We start from the raw sequence: 16,636 nt of genomic DNA on the forward strand, positions 1-16,636 counted from the left end.
TTATGATTTTTTGTTCGTGTTTTGTTTTCTTCGATTTCCCTGTTTACTTCTTTTGATTTGTTTCTTTCTTTTTGCATCTCTTTGAGCGATATCTTTTTCTTTCTCCAACATAGGGAAAGGATTCTCTTTGATCTCAGGAATTTTGTGTCCGATTAACTTCTCAATGTTTTTGACATCTTGCAGTTCTGTACCATCGGCTAACGAAATAGCAGTTCCTTCTTCACCAGCTCTTCCCGAACGACCAATTCTATGAACATACGTTTCTGCTACTTCAGGAATCTCAAAGTTAATCACATATTTCAGTTGGCTAATATCAATTCCCCTAGCCGCAATATCCGTAGCTACTAAGATTCTTGTCTTCTTTTTCTTGAAGTTTTCTAGTGCTCTCTGACGGGCAGTTTGCGATTTATTTCCATGAATAGCTTCTGCTTTCACACGATTTTCATTAAGAGTTTTTGCCAAATGATTGGCACCTCTTTTAGTTCTCATGAAAATCAGAATACTCTCCTTTTTATTATCATCCAAGATTTCAAAAAGAAGCTGTTTCTTATTTCTCTTATCCACATAGTAGATATACTGATCAATAGTGTCAGCAGTGGAAGAAACAGGTGTAACAGCTATTTTTAAAGGATTATTAAGCATGGATTTACTAATCTCCTGAATAGTTGCAGGCATTGTCGCAGAGAAAAGCAAAGTTTGTCTTTCAGATGGAATCAGAGTAATGATCTTTTTTATATCATTGATAAATCCCATATCCAACATTTTGTCAGCTTCGTCCAGCACAAACATTTCAATATGCTTTAGATTGACAAATCCTTGTTGATGTAAATCCATTAATCGGCCAGGAGTGGCAATCAATACTTCTACCCCTTGCTTTAATCTTTTGATTTGTTTATCATGAGGAACACCACCAAAGATGACCAACTGCTTTAGTTTGGTTTTCTGATTGTATAAGCTGAAGTTATTGGCTACTTGAAGGGCCAACTCACGAGTAGGTGTGAGAATCAAAGCTCTTATTTTTTGACCATTATTCGAGTTTTTCTTCAACAATTGAATAATTGGAATACAAAAAGCGGCAGTTTTACCTGTTCCGGTTTGAGCACTACCTTGTAGGTCTTTCCCTTCTAAAATAGATGGAATAGCTTTTTCTTGAATGGGCGTAGGACTGTCATATCCTCTATTTTCTAACGCTTCTTGTATTTCAGGGATAACTCCCAATTCTTCAAATGTCATGGACAAAACGATTTTTGATTTTTTTGCAAAGTTAGTTGTTTGACGCTTTAGTGCATAGTATCATTTCTAAAAGGTCATTAATAACGAGTAGAAAGTTTACAATGTTAGAATTCTTATAAAAGAAAAAAGCTGTCGAAATATTCAACAGCCTTTTCATTATGATGTGTGACTACTTATACAAATTTGAAAGGCAAAGTAAAAATTGCGTCATTACTTTGCGACGTTTTTAAAAACTCTAATTCTGTACTAAAATGTGTTTCTAATAGGGAATATCTTTTACATGACGCTGAAAAAGACACTGAATTGCTGATTTAGTTTAAATCTTCTTTACCCGCTGTTAGATCTTTAGTAAGAGAGTGTTTCTATGGTTTATACACTGACTTCGATAATCGTTATATTTAAATTGTTAACGAATTCAAATATCATCCAAAATTGTCGACGTCATCTACAAATCTATCACATTTTTAATATTAACCCAAGAAAAGGTCATTTTTAATGGAAGTATTAAAATCAAAACTGACAAATAGGCAGTTCTAAGTGTCAATTTTACCCAATTTTAGTGTTGGAATGCAATTTGAAAAGAATGTCATGACTTTAAACAAGAAGTTTTAGTCTTTAATTAATAAGTATTTTAATAAACAAAAAATATAAACATGGCAGCAAAAGGTTCTATTTCAGTAAATACTGAAAATATCTTTCCCATCATTAAAAAGTTCTTATACTCAGATCACGACATTTTTTTACGTGAGTTGGTAGCTAACGCAGTAGATGCAACTCAAAAACTTCAAAAACTTGCTTCAATGGGTGAGTTTGACGGAGAACTAGGTGATCTAACGATTCAAGTAGACGTAGACAAGGAAGCAAAAACAATTTCAATCACTGACCGTGGTATCGGTATGAGTGAGAACGAAGTTGAAAAATATATCAACCAAGTAGCCTTCTCAGGTGCTACTGAGTTTGTTGAAAAATTCAAAGATGTAGATACTTCTACAATCATCGGTAAATTCGGTCTTGGTTTCTATTCAGCATTTATGGTTTCTGATCATGTTGAAGTGATCACTAAGTCTTTCAAAGATGCTCCATCTGTAAAATGGACTTGTGATGGTTCAACTACTTATGAGATCACAGACGCTGACAAAGCAGACAGAGGTACTACAATTGTACTTCACGTAAATGAAGACTCAGAAGAGTTTGTAGACGAGCACCGTTTACGTGCTATCTTAAATAGATACTCTAAGTTCATGCCTATTCCAATTCAAGTAGGAGTAGATAAAAGAACTGAAAAAGAAGGTGAAGGTGATGACGCTAAAGACGTGGAAATCGTAGAGCCGCACATCATCAACCAAAAGGAGCCACTTTGGACAAAAGATCCTAAGTCATTAACAGACGAGGACTACATCAACTTCTACAAGGAGTTATATCCAATGTCTGAGGAGCCATTATTCTGGATTCACTTAAATGTGGATTATCCATTTGAATTAACAGGTATTCTTTACTTCCCTAAAGTAAAAGAAGATATCACTCCACATAAAGACAAGATTCAATTGTACTCTCGTCAGGTATTTATCACTGACAATGTAGAGGAAATCATGCCTGAGTTCTTACGCTTGATGCACGGTGTAATTGATTCTCCGGACATTCCATTGAACGTGTCGAGATCATACTTACAGTCTGATTCAAATGTGAAGAAAATCTCTAGCTATGTTACTCGTAAAGTGGCAGATCGTTTGAGCAGCTTGTTCAAAAATGAGAGAGAAAGCTATGAGACAAAGTGGGAGAGCATCGGCCTATTTGTGAAGTATGGTATGATGACAGATGACAAATTCTTCGATAAAGCGAAAAAATTTGGTCTTTTTGAAAATTTAGAGGGCAAAAAGTTTACTTTAGAAGAATATAAAGAGCATATTGCATCAAATCAGGTAGATAAGGATAACAAACACGTTTTCTTATATGCTACTGATCAAGGTACTCAAGATACTTATATTCAGGCTGCTAAGAAGAAGGGATATGATATCTTGAAAATGGATACAATGATCGATACCCACTTTGTGAGCAACACAGAGCACAAGTTCGAGAACATCACAATGAAGCGTATTGACTCTGATACAGTCAATAACTTGATTGAGACAGATGAGAAAAACGAATCTGTTTTAACAGAAGAGGAGTCTAAGAAATTAGTAGACATCTTCAAGCGTGCGTTGAACGATGATAAATTGGAGCCAAAAGTTGAAGCAATGACTGCTGATGAATTACCTGTTATGATCACTAAGCCTGAGTTCATGCGTAGAATGGAAGAAATGTCTGCGATGCAAGGTGGAATGGGAGGCATGTTCGGTGGATTCCCAGGTGCTGATACAGTAACAATCAACGGTAACAGTGAGTTAGTATCAAGAATCTTAAAAGAAGAAGATACTACAGCACAAGATAAATTGGTGAAACATGCTTATGATTTAGCAAAACTTTCACAAGGTAACTTGAAAGGAGCTGATCTTACAGCATTTATCAACCGCTCGTTAGAAATTATATAATCAAGAGCTCGCTCATCAAGAGTGAGTTTTTGAATCGTTAATGAAAGGTCGTTGAGTATTCTTACTCTTCGGCCTTTTTTACTGTGTTGATTTTTTAGCAACAGTTTAAAAAAACTGTATATTTGGCTCTCGCTTAAAGTAAAAGAAGATTAATATGCATTCAATCGCGAAAAAAATTCTTTCAAGAGAAGAGTTTAAAAATAAACCACCTGTATTAGTAGATGTAGGAGCTTCAGGAGAAATTCATGCAAAATGGAGAGAGATTGCTCCTTATTCAATATGCATAGCTTTTGATGCAGATGATCGGAAATTTGATATTTCAGAAGAAGATAATCAAGGGTTCAAAAAGCTTTACAAGTTCAATTGTATCGTATCGGATCAAGAAGTAGAAAAGCTTGATTTTCATTTAACCAAAAGTCCTTACTGTTCTAGTACTTTAATTCCTGATCAGAATAGTGTGAAAGATTATATTTTCTCTCCTTATTTTGAATTAGATAGAACGATTCAACTCAATAATATTTCTATCAGTCATGCTTTGGAAAAGCTGTCTTTAGATTACATTGACTGGTTGAAAACGGATTCTCAAGGTATTGATCTTCGAATCTTAAGAAGCTTAAAAGCGGATATACAGGACAACACTTTAGCGATTGATTTTGAACCTGGTCTTACTCAAACTTATAATGGGGAAGACAGTGCAAGTTCGGTTTTGAGTTATATGGCTGGAAAGAATTTTTGGCTTTCAGAATACGAAGTCCAAAAAGTAATCCGTGGTAATCATAAAACCTATGAAAACCTGTTTTCTGGTGCTTTAAACAAAAGATTGGCTAAAGTTACGTTGAAAAAGGCACCTTTATGGGTAGAAATTTCGTATTTAAATAACCTGGAGAAGGAAAATATAGCTATTCGAGATTTTCTTTTAGGGTTGTTATTTACCATGATCAATAAAGAATATGTAGTGGCATTGGAGTTGGCGAGAAAAGGAAAACAGATCTATTCAGATCCGATCTTTGATGAAATTGAAGCAGAAGTTTATGCTAAAATTAAAAAGAACTTCTGGTCTGAAGCCTTCTTTAATGAAGTGGTAAAGAAATTTAAAAGTATATTTTAATCTTACATACCCTGTCTATCAAAAAGGAAAAATTGTCAGAATATAAGGAAGTATTCCCTATCCAACTCATTTGTATTTTAATCAACTTTACATCTAATAAAAAACACTAATCAACTTTTTAAATTAAATCACAGTACAATGAACAAGAAAAATATTATTACTGCCCTGTCCTTACTTTTATCAATCACTTTATTCAGCTTTTTAAATGTTGAAAAAGATAAAGTATATACATTTAAAAATTTGGAAGGTAATGAAGTTAACCTGGCTGATTTTAAAGGAAAATATGTATACATTGACGTTTGGGCTTCATGGTGTGGACCTTGCTTAGGTGAGATTCCTTCATTAAAAGCGTTAGAGGAAAATCATAAAGATGGAGATGTAGTTTTTGTGAGCTTATCAGTGGATCAAGATACAAAAGCGTGGAAAAAGATGGTAGAAAAGAAAGAATTGCATGGAAATCAGTTTCATTATTCTGGAAACCAAGGTTTTATTGAGAAATTTAATATTTCAGCCATTCCAAGATTTATCTTATTAGACAAAGAAGGTAACGTAAAAGAAGCGAATGCTCCACGTCCTTCATCTTCTGAAATTAAAACTTTATTTGACGAATTAGGCATCTAATCTTTATTCGAAAACATAATTATAAGAACTGTATGGGAAGTAACTCATACAGTTTTTTTATTTTTGAACTATGGTTATTCAAAAGACAATTTCATTAAGACCTTATTCGAGAGGTTATCATATTATTACGGAGGAGGTACTAGCTCAAATACCTGAAATGAGAGGCAAAAGCGGAATATTACAAGTTTTTATCCAACATACTTCGGCTTCATTGACCATCAATGAAAATGCGGACCCCTCAGTTAGAACAGATTTTGAGTCTCATTTTAATAAAGTGTACCCAGAAAACGCTCCTTACTATGAACATACTTATGAAGGTCCTGATGATATGCCTGCTCACTTAAAAGCATCAACCTTGGGAAGTAGTGTTTCATTACCGATCGGAAATGGTAGACCCCTGTTGGGCACTTGGCAAGGAATCTATCTTGGCGAACATAGAGATAGAGGAGGGAGTAGAAGATTAGTCCTTACTTTTATAGGAGAGTAATTTTAGCTCTTTTTCTTTTTTTTAGCTTTTTGATTTCGTTTGTAGGCCTTTTTCTCTTCATCAGGCAATTGTCCGTAAATGCCAAGGACTGATGTTTGAGCTCCCGACATAATGGTATGAACGAGGTAATGAACAAAAGATTTATAACCTACACGTTCGTAATATAAGGGAGCATGTCTTGGTTTTCTATTTTCTAAGTTTTGACGATGGACAATATTATTGGCGGCAAAACCAGCAATGGATTCGACAACACTTGATTTATTGTCATTTTTGCCGGTGACTTTAATTTTCAGATCTTGATAGAAAAAATCCAAGTTTCCACGGCCAATAGAATCATTTAGTTGTGCATCAAAATCAATCGAATTGACATAGCCTTTTTGAAATAGAACTCCCATATTATGATGAGTAAAAGAGTTTAAGATTGTGAGAGGGAAAGGATCAAGATGACCTTTAGCTTTCATAAAATAAGGTTCTTTTTCCCCAAGTAAAATATCAATGTGAAGGTTTGTATTTCCTTTACCGGATAGCTTACAAGCTAAGTCTACTTGAACTACATTTTCTTTTTCATTATTGATATCACTGATCGTTCCATTGATGTGTGTGATTGGAAGTATACCAGGTTGTTCTGCACCTTTACTTTTTTCTTGATATGTCAACTGACTATTCGTCAATACAATACTGTCAATTGCCAATTGAAAATCTAATTGTTTCAATATATCGTGTGGAAGAGGTTTTATAGCAGAGGTATCTTCTTCATAATTCTTATCCCTGTATATGTTTGCTTCAAGTGAATCAATGATTATTTTTTCTAGATGAAAACGGTCTTGATTAAACAGTTCTTTTTCTGCTAGTCCATGTCCTTCAAGGATTTTTATTTCAGCCATAAAACGATCTGTCTGTTGACCAACTATTTCAAAAAAGACATCATCACTATATTGTGGTATTAGTTTTACTCCTCCCAATTTGAAAAAATCTCTTCGATTACTGATAAGAAGGGTGTCAAATTGATAATGATAAAGATCTTTATATCCTTTCATAAAAGTTGGCCCTGAAGAAAAGAAAAAGCGATCCAAATCAACTACCTTACTTTGGTGATCAAGTGTGTCTAGGTTAAATTTTAATCCTTCTATGACAAAACTTTGAGTCGTGTGAAAAATATGCAGATGACGGTACTCATTGGTCACTAAATACCCATTGATCTCAGTGTTTAATACGCTGATAGAGTGAATACCAATTTTAGATAGTCGTGCTCTCAGTGCATCAAATTTTGGAATTGGATTGGGCTTTTTTTTAATTTGATTGATGGGAGATTCTTTCCAGAAATATTGAAAATTAGGGTGAATAATTCTAAAATCTTCAATCGTAATATTTTTAGAGAGTGCTCCTAGGTAGAGGTTAGAAAATTCAATACTTAAGGTATCAACAGTTCCGTTTACCCAATTATCTTTTTCTTGATTAACATGAGGTATAATACTGATTCCAGTGGCTTCAATTCTACTATTGGTCCATTCAATGGAGAATTCTTGAAAGTTGACAAAATAACCTTTTCCATTTTTCCCAAGTGCAACTTCTTTTAAGGTCTGAGCTGTAAATTCTTCTAATCTTTTTTGTCCTGTTGAAAAGAGATAAAGTATTAGGAGAGTTAGAATAATAACGAGTGAAAAGAGAATAGTTTTCTTTTGCATTGATAATAATTGGGCTTTTTAATTGGTAAGTACTAAGCTAAAAATAATAAGAGTTCGTGTTATACCATTTTGTTTAAGTACCTAAACTATAAATATAAGAAAATCCCTGACAATAAGAATATTGCAGGGATTTGATATTGGGTTAATTCTCTTTAAAAGAGATGAATTACAGCGAATAATGATATTGAAGAAACAATTATCCAAAGTGCTATACCTTGATACATTGGTCTTGTTCCAACATGTTTTACACTTGATACATCCATTGTACAACCAACGGTAAACAATGCTAAAGAAAGTCCTTTATGTGCAATGAATTTACAAACAGGAGCAAGAGCATCAGCACCCGGTACATAAGAGTTGATCAACATGGCAACGATAAAACCGAAGATGAAAATAGGCATCGTTTTCAAGCTCATTTTTCCTTTTTGTGAGAATGCAGCGATCAATGAGATCGGAACAATCCAAAGTGCTCTAGTTAATTTGACAGTTGTTGCAATTTGAAGAGCTTCTTCACCATATTTTGCGGCAGCTCCTACTACAGCACTTGTATCATGAATGGCTAGTGCTGCCCACCATCCGAATTGAGTTTGTGAAAGGTGGAAGTATTCTCCTACAACAGGAAATGCAACTAAAGCAACAGCATTAAGAATAAATACTGTAGCCATGGCTACTGAAATTTGATGTTGATCGGCTTTTAGAGCGGGAGCCATAGCAGCAATAGCACTACCACCACAAATGGCTGTACCAGAAGCGATCAAACGGTAAATGGTTTTATCTAAACCTAATTTTTTACCGATATAAGCACCAAAAGTCAATGTCAGTGCTATACTACTAAATGTGATTAATGATCCTTCGCTTCCTGTCTTCATGGCATCAACAGCATTCAAGCCGAATCCAAGGAAAACTACAGACCATTTCATTAATTTATTGCTTAAGTTTTTATTAAGGGTTGGGTTAGGTATTTTGAATAATAAGGCAAAGATAATTCCGGCAAATAATGACATGGCTGGAGTCACCCATGGAGTCAAGGTTAATAAGGCTAAAACGACATATACAACTTTATTATATTGATTTGACTTTTTCATTTTCATATTCTTTTGATAACAATACAAATGTCATAAGTATTAGGATCAAAATGAATGAAGAAAATGAATGAGTTATAACTTTTTGTTATAATGAAGCATGGCGTAATCCATAAAAGTTGTACCAAGACCAATAGAACCACCTTCCTTTATTACAAAATGTAGGTCTCGGTCAATTTCAAAGTCCTCAATATCGATAATTTGTAGTTGGTCTCTATTCAACTCTTCAAGGATGGAATAAATGGATAGTAATGCATAGTTTGGAGAAGCCTCAATGTATCTCTTTATACTCTCAGTAGAGTCCAATTGCATAGCAATAGTAAGATCATCTTCATGTAGTTTTTTTTCAGCCAAGGCTTCTTTAATGATTTTTCGAGTACCACTGCCTTGTTCTCTGATGACAAAAGGTTTTTTCAAGAACTCTTTAATGGTCAATGAACTTTTGTGTCCCTTATGAAACTTTGTAGAACAAACCACTACAAGTTCATCTTTTAGAAAAGGAATGTACTTCAAACCTCCTCGGTGTGGTGAACCTTCAATCATTCCTAAGTCAATAATATCATCAATCAGCCAGTTTTCGATTGCTTCTGTATTACCACTTTTAATTTCAATATTGACGTCTTTTACTTTTTGTTGAAAAGAAGCAATCACTTTTGGAATAATGTATTGAGCAATGGTCGTACTCGCTCCAATACGAATCGTTCCACCTTGATTGTCCCTTAAGGCATCAATCTCAAATTTTAATTGTCGTTCTAATCCGAAAATCTTTTCGCAATAACTTTTCAGAACCTCCCCAGCAGGAGTAATATGAATAATAACACCTTTTCGTTCTAATAATGGCACTTTGTATTCCTCTTCCAATGCTCTAACATGTTTTGTGACCGCAGGTTGAGAAATTTGGAGTGCCTCAGCTGCTTTTGTAAAGCTTTGTCGTTGGACAACTTCATAGAAAACATGTAAGCGGAAGTGTGATTTCATAAGTTTGAAAAGGTTGTATTTTATATTTAAAGAATGAATATAATTGATCAGAAATTGACTTACTAATGAAAACGTTTCTATTCAAAAACTAATAACAACGGTCATGATATAAGTATCAGGATGATAAATGTCAATATTTTATGGTGATAAATGTGTGTTAATAAATTTCGCTTTTTTCGCTAACTTATTGATTAATAAAAACAAAGTCCAATAACAACCCATAGCCATGTCACTTTTAAAGCTCAACCATCCAATTGTCATTTATGACAGTAATGCCCCAAATCAACAGTTCTTCATCAATGATTTAAGAAGAAAGAACCACGCCATCCGTGAAATTGAAGTCAATGTCTGCCCTGTTTCAGAAAAATATTTGATCCATATTATGGAGAATATGAATCTAAAACCAACTAAAGCATTAATTAATACAAGTTCACCTTGGTACAGATGTTTCGCAGAAGATTTGCATGAAATGAGTCCATTTGTACTTCTTCGCACATTAAGAGACTTTCCTTCATTACTCAAAACTCCTATTGTGATTTTAGAAAATGAAATCTTTATTGATCCCAGTTTGGAAGATCTTTCTCAATCTCACGAGGAGAAGGAAGTTCTTGTATAAAAAATAAGCCTTGAAATTCACTTCAAGGCTTATTTTTTGAATATCGTTTTTAGATTTTATGTCTTACGGCAATTCTCAGTAAATCAGCATGATGGTGTGAACCTTCTCCTTTCCTAAAGGAATCTTCTCTGATGTATTGAGCTTCAAGGCTTAAATGACTGCTTATCGTTCTGTTGACCAAAGCAATCGAACGATTCTTATTGAATAATGGTTTTTCCTCTTTGTTTTCTAGGTTGATAAAAGCTTCAGTACCAATACCCAATATCCATTTGTCCAATTTTTTTCTGAGAATGAACGAGTATCTCATTCTGTAGTCTACTTCGCTTGTTTCCGTCTCATTGAGGGTTGCACTGAAGATTTGTTGTTCAAAACGAAGTCTTTGTTTGATAAATAATTTTTTATCAGCCGTTAAGTTGTGTGTACCGATAAAATCTTGCATTGGCCTGATTTCATGTAATTTGGAAGACTCATCTCCAAATACATAAAAGTATCCCAAACCAAATCTGATTGATAAATTCTTGTTGACCTTTCTTTTTAAACCAGAACGAATCTGAAATCTGTCAACGGGCTTGTCGAACATTGCCATATAAGCGGCATCGGTATCAATTGACCAATTGTCTGCTAAACCAACACTGTTAAAGTAATGAAGCCAAAGTCTGTTGTCACTTACATCTTGTGCATTTAGTTTAATAGAGGTAAAAGATAAGATAGAAAAGACAATTACAAGTAGTCCTTTATTTAGTTGTTTCATAAAAAAAAGTTGTTAGTATTATTTAACAAAACTAACAACTTTTTCTTTAAGATTCTTCTTTCTTAAAACCTTTTTCCAATCGAAACACCGAAAGTCCACGTATCATAGAGTTTTTCTTTCATGTCGTACTGGAAATTAGGAGAAAGTTCCCAACCGTCATGTAGTTTAAATTCTTTTTCAAAGATGAATTTACCTACAAAAAGGTTTTTGTTTTTCTCAATTTCAAAACCTGGTCCTACACCGATTTTCCAGCTTTCCCACGGTGAGTAAAAAATGACCAATGAACCTACATAAGCATACTCCCTATCCAAGGTTTCTAAATGCCCATGTTCGCCGTGGCTTCCACTGTTTTTTACTTCCACCATATATTGAGCAATCTCAATATCATTGATAAGACCAATTGACCATTTTTCAGAAAATTGGTAAACATAATCTAGTCCGAAAGTAGGAACTAACAACCCTTCTTGTGAAGGAATAGCTTGAGGAATATAAGTGTAACCCATATAAACGGATACCTTATGCCTTTTGAAGTCTTCTTCTTCGTGGTGGTGAATAGTTGCTTTTGATGAGATGTGATTTGATTCATTTACTTCTGAATCTAAATGCGATTGTGCGAAAGATTGATTTGCAAAAAACAATACTAATAAGCCAACAACATAACTTGTTACTTTCATTTTCCTGTTTGTTTGATTATGAAACAAATCTAATGTTTAAAATCTAACATGAAAATAACATTGTGTGAACATAAGTAAACCGTAAAAAATACAAATATCATAAAAAAGGCTACTGAAAATCAGTAGCCTATAAATATCATTCTTAAAAGATGATTATAATAATTTTTTCAGTTCAATGACCAGACATTGTCCTGGCTGAAGCGTTGCAGAAAGCCAGTTTTCAACAAACTGATAATCTTTTTTCTCCAAGAAATCCCAGTACTTACCGTTATTGGTACCTGGAACATTGATATAGAAATCTTGACTATTTTGATAATCTGTATTGGCAATCACAAGAATACTATGTTCAGGGTGCCAAGGATCAAAACGCTCAAAACCGATTACACTTTCATAGGATGTTTCAGGGTAATGAATCTTCATCGATTTTTCATTACCTCTTAGGTGTACATTATTAAGTAACCATCCAAAGTGATCATAAATACTGTTGATGTATTTGATATAGCCAATAAGGTTATGGTCATTATTCCATCTTAAGGCAGACTTAAAGAATAATGGTAATCTTTGTTGACTGTAATAATCTGTTTCTGACTGCAAGAAGTTCAAACCAGTATTGACAGGCCACTCCTCTAATAACTCGAATCCTTGATGAATAAAAGGAATAGAATTAGGAAGGAATTTATTCAACACATAAGTAACTCTACAGTGAGGTTCACCACCTCTCATCATTGCACGAGGAGTGTTGTGTGTCTCAGGAGTACCATAATAAGGTAAAGCAAGGCGTTCGCTAGAATCTTGAACGATTCTCTGTATACCTGCTCTTTTTTCTCTTGAAGTAACTCTCCATTCGTGACCTAGTACTGCATTAAAGCCAGCTTCTCTACTTTCTTGAGTAACATCGAAGTTTTCCTCACAGAAGGCAAAGTCAGGATCATTTTGACGGGCAACATGAATAATCTCTTCCATTAATGGTTTTGGAAGGGCATGTCCCATATCGATCATTACACCATCAATACCGAAAGATTGGTAGTGAGGAATTACGCCGGCAATTTTATCCCAAAGCGGTCTGTTGACATGAGCAGGTTGTGCAAGCTCAGGGTTATAATAACGAATTGTATCATAAGCGATGTAGTTATAATCATTAGGAGCATGATCATAAGGGAAGTTATACATTCGCAAATACGTTACATCAGACCAAGCAGGTTGAATATCATCTGGTGGCCAATCCGCAAATGCACCAGGGATGATTAATTCACCTTCGTCAGTATAGGCCACATACTTACCATCTTGTACCTGAATTTGTTCTGGTGTCGGTGGTTTTTTGAATAATGATCTATACTCATTGTTTGGAGCAAAGTGGAATCCACCACCTTTAGGGATTTTCAAGATATCCGCCAACTCGTTGGCAGGGAATTCAGGGCTTTGGTATTCGTGTGCTCTATGACGGTCAATCCAATAGAACCATTCAGGGTTTGTTTTTACCCAATCTCCACCTAATGAAGAAGTTCTAAGCACGAATTCCATAATGACTCTCATTCCCATCATGTGTGCCGCTTCTACAAAAGCTTCAAATTGCTCTTCTACAGAGAACGGAATTAATGGGTCAGCAAGGTTTTCATCCAGCTTATATTGATCTTTGATGGCATAAGGAGATCCTAAATCACCTCTATTTCCGTCTTCACCAATACTCGTGATGGGCAACATATACACAGTATCACAACCTAAATCTCTGATGTATTTTAAGATTGCAATACATTTTAATAAAGTACCTGTTTCTCTAAAGCCATTATCACTGCTAGTGATGTCCATACGATGACTAGAGCCTACGTGACCATCATTATCATGGTCATAAGCAGTCGTCAATCTTGGGAATAAGTTGTAGAAAGCAGACTGATAAGTCCAGTCACCTCCATAACCATGTATTTGACTTCTTAAAGTAGAAAGAGAACGGTTATAATTTACAGCAGCATCAGTTGGAGCCGTGATCTCCTTGATGGCATTTTTGAAGAACGTAAATGGGTTAGTTTTGACAGGGTGGGAAGCTCCCTGCTCTTGCCCCATCCATAATGATGGAACATAATAGTCCCTCGTTTCTTGAGCTTCATTAGCCTCAAGGTATTCGAGAATTTTTAATAGCTTCGAATCTTTTTTCATACTTACTTATTAAATCACAGATAGGTGATATTTATAGAAATTATCCTTCGATTACTTTCTAATTTACAACCTTTTTATTCATTCAAACCACCTTCAATTGATTGTTTTTGTTAACAATTTATTTCAACCCGTTTCGATACATTTTTTTATTCACATTATTATGTGAATGAATTTATTCTCTAAAAAAACTTAACAATATATGTAATTGAATATTTGCTAACTAACTTTGTGTGTTTGTCATGAAGACCATCTATTATCAATTCATTTAATCAGGAAAACTTTTACCAAAGTTGAATTCACAATCAAGGTCCATATGGTGGGTAATTACCCTAACAACTTTCTGCTTTCTAATCATAGGCTATAAAGTATATGAGAACGGAGGGAGTCAATCAAAGAAATTGGCTTTCGAAGTGACCAAAGAACGAGCAGTGCGTTATGGCGAGTCTATTGAGTCAAGGTTACAAACGTTGCTTGGTGAGATGAGGATGATTGGTAGTGCAATGCGTGTGATTAAGGGAGATAAAGAGGAAAAAGATAAGGTTTTGTCAGGACTATTGGATCACACGGTACGAAGCTATTCAAATATTGAATCATTATGGCTTGTATTATTTGATAGCGTAAATACAGATCGCTTATTGTACAATCCTGTTTTTCTCAATAAAGAATATGTTTCAAGACGAGGTCAGATCAGGCATGAGCTCCATCATACACAATTGAATTGGGACAGCTTTATTCTCAAAGACCGAATTCTTAACTCAAAAGAATCTTTTGTTACTCTTCCTAAGCATACGAATGGAAATGATGATGAGAATAAGTTTGTGGTCCATGTTGTTCAGCCTTTCTTTACAAATGATGGCAAGTTTATAGGTGCTATTGGTAGTGCAATTCGTTTGTCTTTCTTCCAACGTTTTATTGAAGAAAGTGAAGATTTTGATAATCGTTATGTTTGTATTGCAGCACCAAACGGGCAAATAGTGGGTTCTGTCAATGAAGCGGATATTGGAATGAATGATGGTATTCCTGCGTATTTATTTGCCTCTCTGAGAAATGATCAAAAAGTATCTCGAATAGTAGAGAACAGCGAAACGGAGCAAAGTTATTATGAGATGTTATTCCCAATTAAAATTCAAGGAATGACAGAACCATGGGTAATTACTACTCGTGTGCCATTGAAAACAGTATTAAGAAGCTCTATTCAATCAAGGAACTTCACCATGGCTTTGGTTTTCTTGCTTTGGGTCATCATTACTTCTTCTTTGACATTTATGGTGAGTAAATGGAAGAACGAATTAAATCAAAGAAGAATAGTGGTAGAAGAGTACAAGAAGACCAATGAACTCCTTCGAAATATTTTAGATAATTCTGATTATATCATGATGTATACACTCGACAGAGACAAACGCTTGTTGAGTTGTAATAACAAATTCATGAAGATTACAGAAATGCTAACAGGTATCAAACTTGAAAACGGGATGTATTTGTTAGATATTTTTGATGAGATAAAAGAAAACAATAAGAACATTCTTCAGAGCGAATATTTTGATCGTTGCATCAAAGGAGAAGATATTGTGGTGGTAGATCGTTTTAAAGGATATTATTTCGAACAGTTTTTTAATCCATTTAGAAATACTCAGGGAGAGATCATCGGTGTTACTTCTTTCTTGGTCGATGTAACAGAATTGAAAGATGCTCAAAAACAATTAGAGGTGCATAAAAACCACTTAGAATTGTTGGTTGAAAAGAGAACGAAACATATTGAACGACAAAATGAAGCTTTGAGAACACAATCTGAAAAGCTTCGTTATGCTCATGATGAAATCAGGGAACAAAATGTAGCTTTAGAGCACAAGAGTGATGAGATCAAGACGAAAAACAGTGCTTTAAAAGACTCTTTAAATAAGACAGAAGATACATTATCTCAGTTAAAGGAGATGCAAGATCAACTGGTAAGTTCTGAAAAATTAGCTTCAATTGGTCAGTTGACGGCCGGTATTGCCCATGAGATCAACAACCCAATTAACTTTGTAGCCAATAATGTTCTACCTCTTAAAGATGATATTGAAGATCTGATTCAAGCTTTCACTGAACTGAAAAAACATACCACAGAGGAAGTGGTCAATGAAATTGAAGAAGATTACGAAGTGTCATTTGTAATTCAAGAAATCAGTGACTTATTAAAAGGTATTGAAGAAGGAGCCAATAGAACCACTCAAATTGTGATGGACTTGAAGACCTTTGCTAGAATGGATTCTACAAAGTTCAAAGAAGCGAACTTGGAAGAAGGTATTGATACATCGCTGACGCTATTAAACAGTAAATTAAAAGACCGAGTACTAGTGCATAAAGATTATGCGGATATTCCTCCAGTGGTTTGTAACGAAAGTAAAATTAATCAGGTATTTATGAATATTCTGAATAATGCTGAGCAAGCTATTAAAGGAGAAGGTAACCTTACCATTAAAACTTGGTATGATGCGAAAACGGTGTATATCAAAATTTCAGATGACGGATCTGGTATGGATAAAGAAACCGTGAGCAAAATCTTCGATCCTTTCTTTACAACAAAACCTGTTGGCTTGGGTACAGGCTTAGGTATGTCGATTTCTTTTGGTATCATCCAAGATCATTCAGGAGACATAAAAGTTGATTCTGAAGTTGGAAAAGGGACGTCATTTACAATTTCATTACCGATTGAAGGTCCTAGTAGCGATAGTTAGTATCG

Annotated in this window: 13 protein-coding genes; 6 read left to right on the forward strand and 7 right to left on the reverse strand. The window is 34.7% G+C overall.

Annotated elements, in window-relative coordinates; genetic code table 11:
- Positions 1-1,233, reverse strand: coding sequence for a DEAD/DEAH box helicase (locus IC221_RS19210; protein ID WP_188170517.1), 1,233 nt, complete (start codon positions 1,231-1,233; stop codon positions 1-3).
- A 653-nt stretch (positions 1,234-1,886) separates the two neighbouring features.
- Between IC221_RS19210 and htpG the strand changes: the two genes are divergently transcribed.
- From htpG to IC221_RS19230, 4 genes are all read left to right on the forward strand, one after another.
- Complete coding sequence (gene htpG, locus IC221_RS19215; protein ID WP_188170518.1) at positions 1,887-3,761, forward strand: molecular chaperone HtpG; 1,875 nt, start codon at positions 1,887-1,889, stop codon at positions 3,759-3,761.
- Between the two features lie 154 nt (positions 3,762-3,915).
- Complete coding sequence (locus IC221_RS19220) at positions 3,916-4,869, forward strand: hypothetical protein (RefSeq protein ID WP_188170519.1); 954 nt, start codon at positions 3,916-3,918, stop codon at positions 4,867-4,869.
- A 138-nt stretch (positions 4,870-5,007) separates the two neighbouring features.
- Positions 5,008-5,490, forward strand: a complete 483-nt coding sequence (locus IC221_RS19225) for a TlpA disulfide reductase family protein (protein ID WP_188170520.1) — start codon at positions 5,008-5,010, stop codon at positions 5,488-5,490.
- Positions 5,491-5,560: 70 nt separating this feature from the next.
- Positions 5,561-5,977 carry a secondary thiamine-phosphate synthase enzyme YjbQ gene (locus tag IC221_RS19230; protein ID WP_188170521.1) on the forward strand — a complete coding sequence of 139 codons (417 nt, stop codon included), beginning with the start codon at positions 5,561-5,563 and terminating at the stop codon, positions 5,975-5,977.
- Between the two features lie 2 nt (positions 5,978-5,979).
- Here IC221_RS19230 and IC221_RS19235 read toward each other — a convergent pair whose 3' ends face one another.
- From IC221_RS19235 to IC221_RS19245, 3 genes are all read right to left on the reverse strand, one after another.
- A complete protein-coding gene (locus IC221_RS19235) occupies positions 5,980-7,662 on the reverse strand; it encodes a DUF748 domain-containing protein (protein ID WP_188170522.1) in 1,683 nt (560 codons plus the stop codon).
- Between the two features lie 152 nt (positions 7,663-7,814).
- On the reverse strand, positions 7,815-8,747 hold the full coding sequence (locus tag IC221_RS19240; protein ID WP_223241434.1) for a YeiH family protein: 933 nt from the start codon (positions 8,745-8,747) through the stop codon (positions 7,815-7,817).
- Between the two features lie 72 nt (positions 8,748-8,819).
- Positions 8,820-9,722, reverse strand: coding sequence for a LysR family transcriptional regulator (locus IC221_RS19245; protein ID WP_188170524.1), 903 nt, complete (start codon positions 9,720-9,722; stop codon positions 8,820-8,822).
- 226 nt (positions 9,723-9,948) lie between these two features.
- Between IC221_RS19245 and IC221_RS19250 the strand changes: the two genes are divergently transcribed.
- Entirely contained in the window at positions 9,949-10,338 is a 390-nt protein-coding gene (locus IC221_RS19250) for an arsenate reductase family protein (RefSeq protein WP_188170525.1), read from the forward strand.
- Positions 10,339-10,387: 49 nt separating this feature from the next.
- Here the strand turns inward: IC221_RS19250 and IC221_RS19255 are convergent, their stop codons facing one another.
- From IC221_RS19255 to IC221_RS19265, 3 genes are all read right to left on the reverse strand, one after another.
- Positions 10,388-11,089, reverse strand: a complete 702-nt coding sequence (locus tag IC221_RS19255; RefSeq protein WP_188170526.1) for a DUF2490 domain-containing protein — start codon at positions 11,087-11,089, stop codon at positions 10,388-10,390.
- Positions 11,090-11,151: 62 nt separating this feature from the next.
- Positions 11,152-11,763: a hypothetical protein gene (locus tag IC221_RS19260; protein ID WP_188170527.1), complete on the reverse strand. Its 612-nt coding sequence runs from the start codon at positions 11,761-11,763 to the stop codon at positions 11,152-11,154.
- Between the two features lie 153 nt (positions 11,764-11,916).
- Positions 11,917-13,914 (reverse strand): alpha-amylase family glycosyl hydrolase, encoded by a 1,998-nt coding sequence (locus IC221_RS19265; protein WP_188170528.1) that lies wholly within the window; start codon positions 13,912-13,914, stop codon positions 11,917-11,919.
- A gap of 290 nt (positions 13,915-14,204) precedes the next feature.
- Between IC221_RS19265 and IC221_RS19270 the strand changes: the two genes are divergently transcribed.
- Positions 14,205-16,631, forward strand: coding sequence for an ATP-binding protein (locus tag IC221_RS19270; protein ID WP_188170529.1), 2,427 nt, complete (start codon positions 14,205-14,207; stop codon positions 16,629-16,631).
- Positions 16,632-16,636: the final 5 nt, after the last annotated feature.

It is taken from the genome of Flammeovirga sp. EKP202 (genome assembly GCF_014534745.1).
Classification (GTDB): domain Bacteria; phylum Bacteroidota; class Bacteroidia; order Cytophagales; family Flammeovirgaceae; genus Flammeovirga.

Bases quoted from the DNA above. Each gene is read 5' to 3' on its own strand.
- IC221_RS19245 (WP_188170524.1), bottom strand. From the start codon at position 9,722: ATGAAATCACACTTCCGCTTACATGTTTTCTATGAAGTTGTCCAACGA.
- IC221_RS19235 (WP_188170522.1), bottom strand. From the start codon at position 7,662: ATGCAAAAGAAAACTATTCTCTTTTCACTCGTTATTATTCTAACTCTC.
- htpG (WP_188170518.1), top strand. From the start codon at position 1,887: ATGGCAGCAAAAGGTTCTATTTCAGTAAATACTGAAAATATCTTTCCC.
- IC221_RS19255 (WP_188170526.1), bottom strand. From the start codon at position 11,089: ATGAAACAACTAAATAAAGGACTACTTGTAATTGTCTTTTCTATCTTA.
- IC221_RS19265 (WP_188170528.1), bottom strand. From the start codon at position 13,914: ATGAAAAAAGATTCGAAGCTATTAAAAATTCTCGAATACCTTGAGGCT.
- IC221_RS19220 (WP_188170519.1), top strand. From the start codon at position 3,916: ATGCATTCAATCGCGAAAAAAATTCTTTCAAGAGAAGAGTTTAAAAAT.
- IC221_RS19230 (WP_188170521.1), top strand. From the start codon at position 5,561: ATGGTTATTCAAAAGACAATTTCATTAAGACCTTATTCGAGAGGTTAT.
- IC221_RS19210 (WP_188170517.1), bottom strand. From the start codon at position 1,233: ATGACATTTGAAGAATTGGGAGTTATCCCTGAAATACAAGAAGCGTTA.
- IC221_RS19250 (WP_188170525.1), top strand. From the start codon at position 9,949: ATGTCACTTTTAAAGCTCAACCATCCAATTGTCATTTATGACAGTAAT.
- IC221_RS19240 (WP_223241434.1), bottom strand. From the start codon at position 8,747: ATGAAAAAGTCAAATCAATATAATAAAGTTGTATATGTCGTTTTAGCC.
- IC221_RS19260 (WP_188170527.1), bottom strand. From the start codon at position 11,763: ATGAAAGTAACAAGTTATGTTGTTGGCTTATTAGTATTGTTTTTTGCA.
- IC221_RS19225 (WP_188170520.1), top strand. From the start codon at position 5,008: ATGAACAAGAAAAATATTATTACTGCCCTGTCCTTACTTTTATCAATC.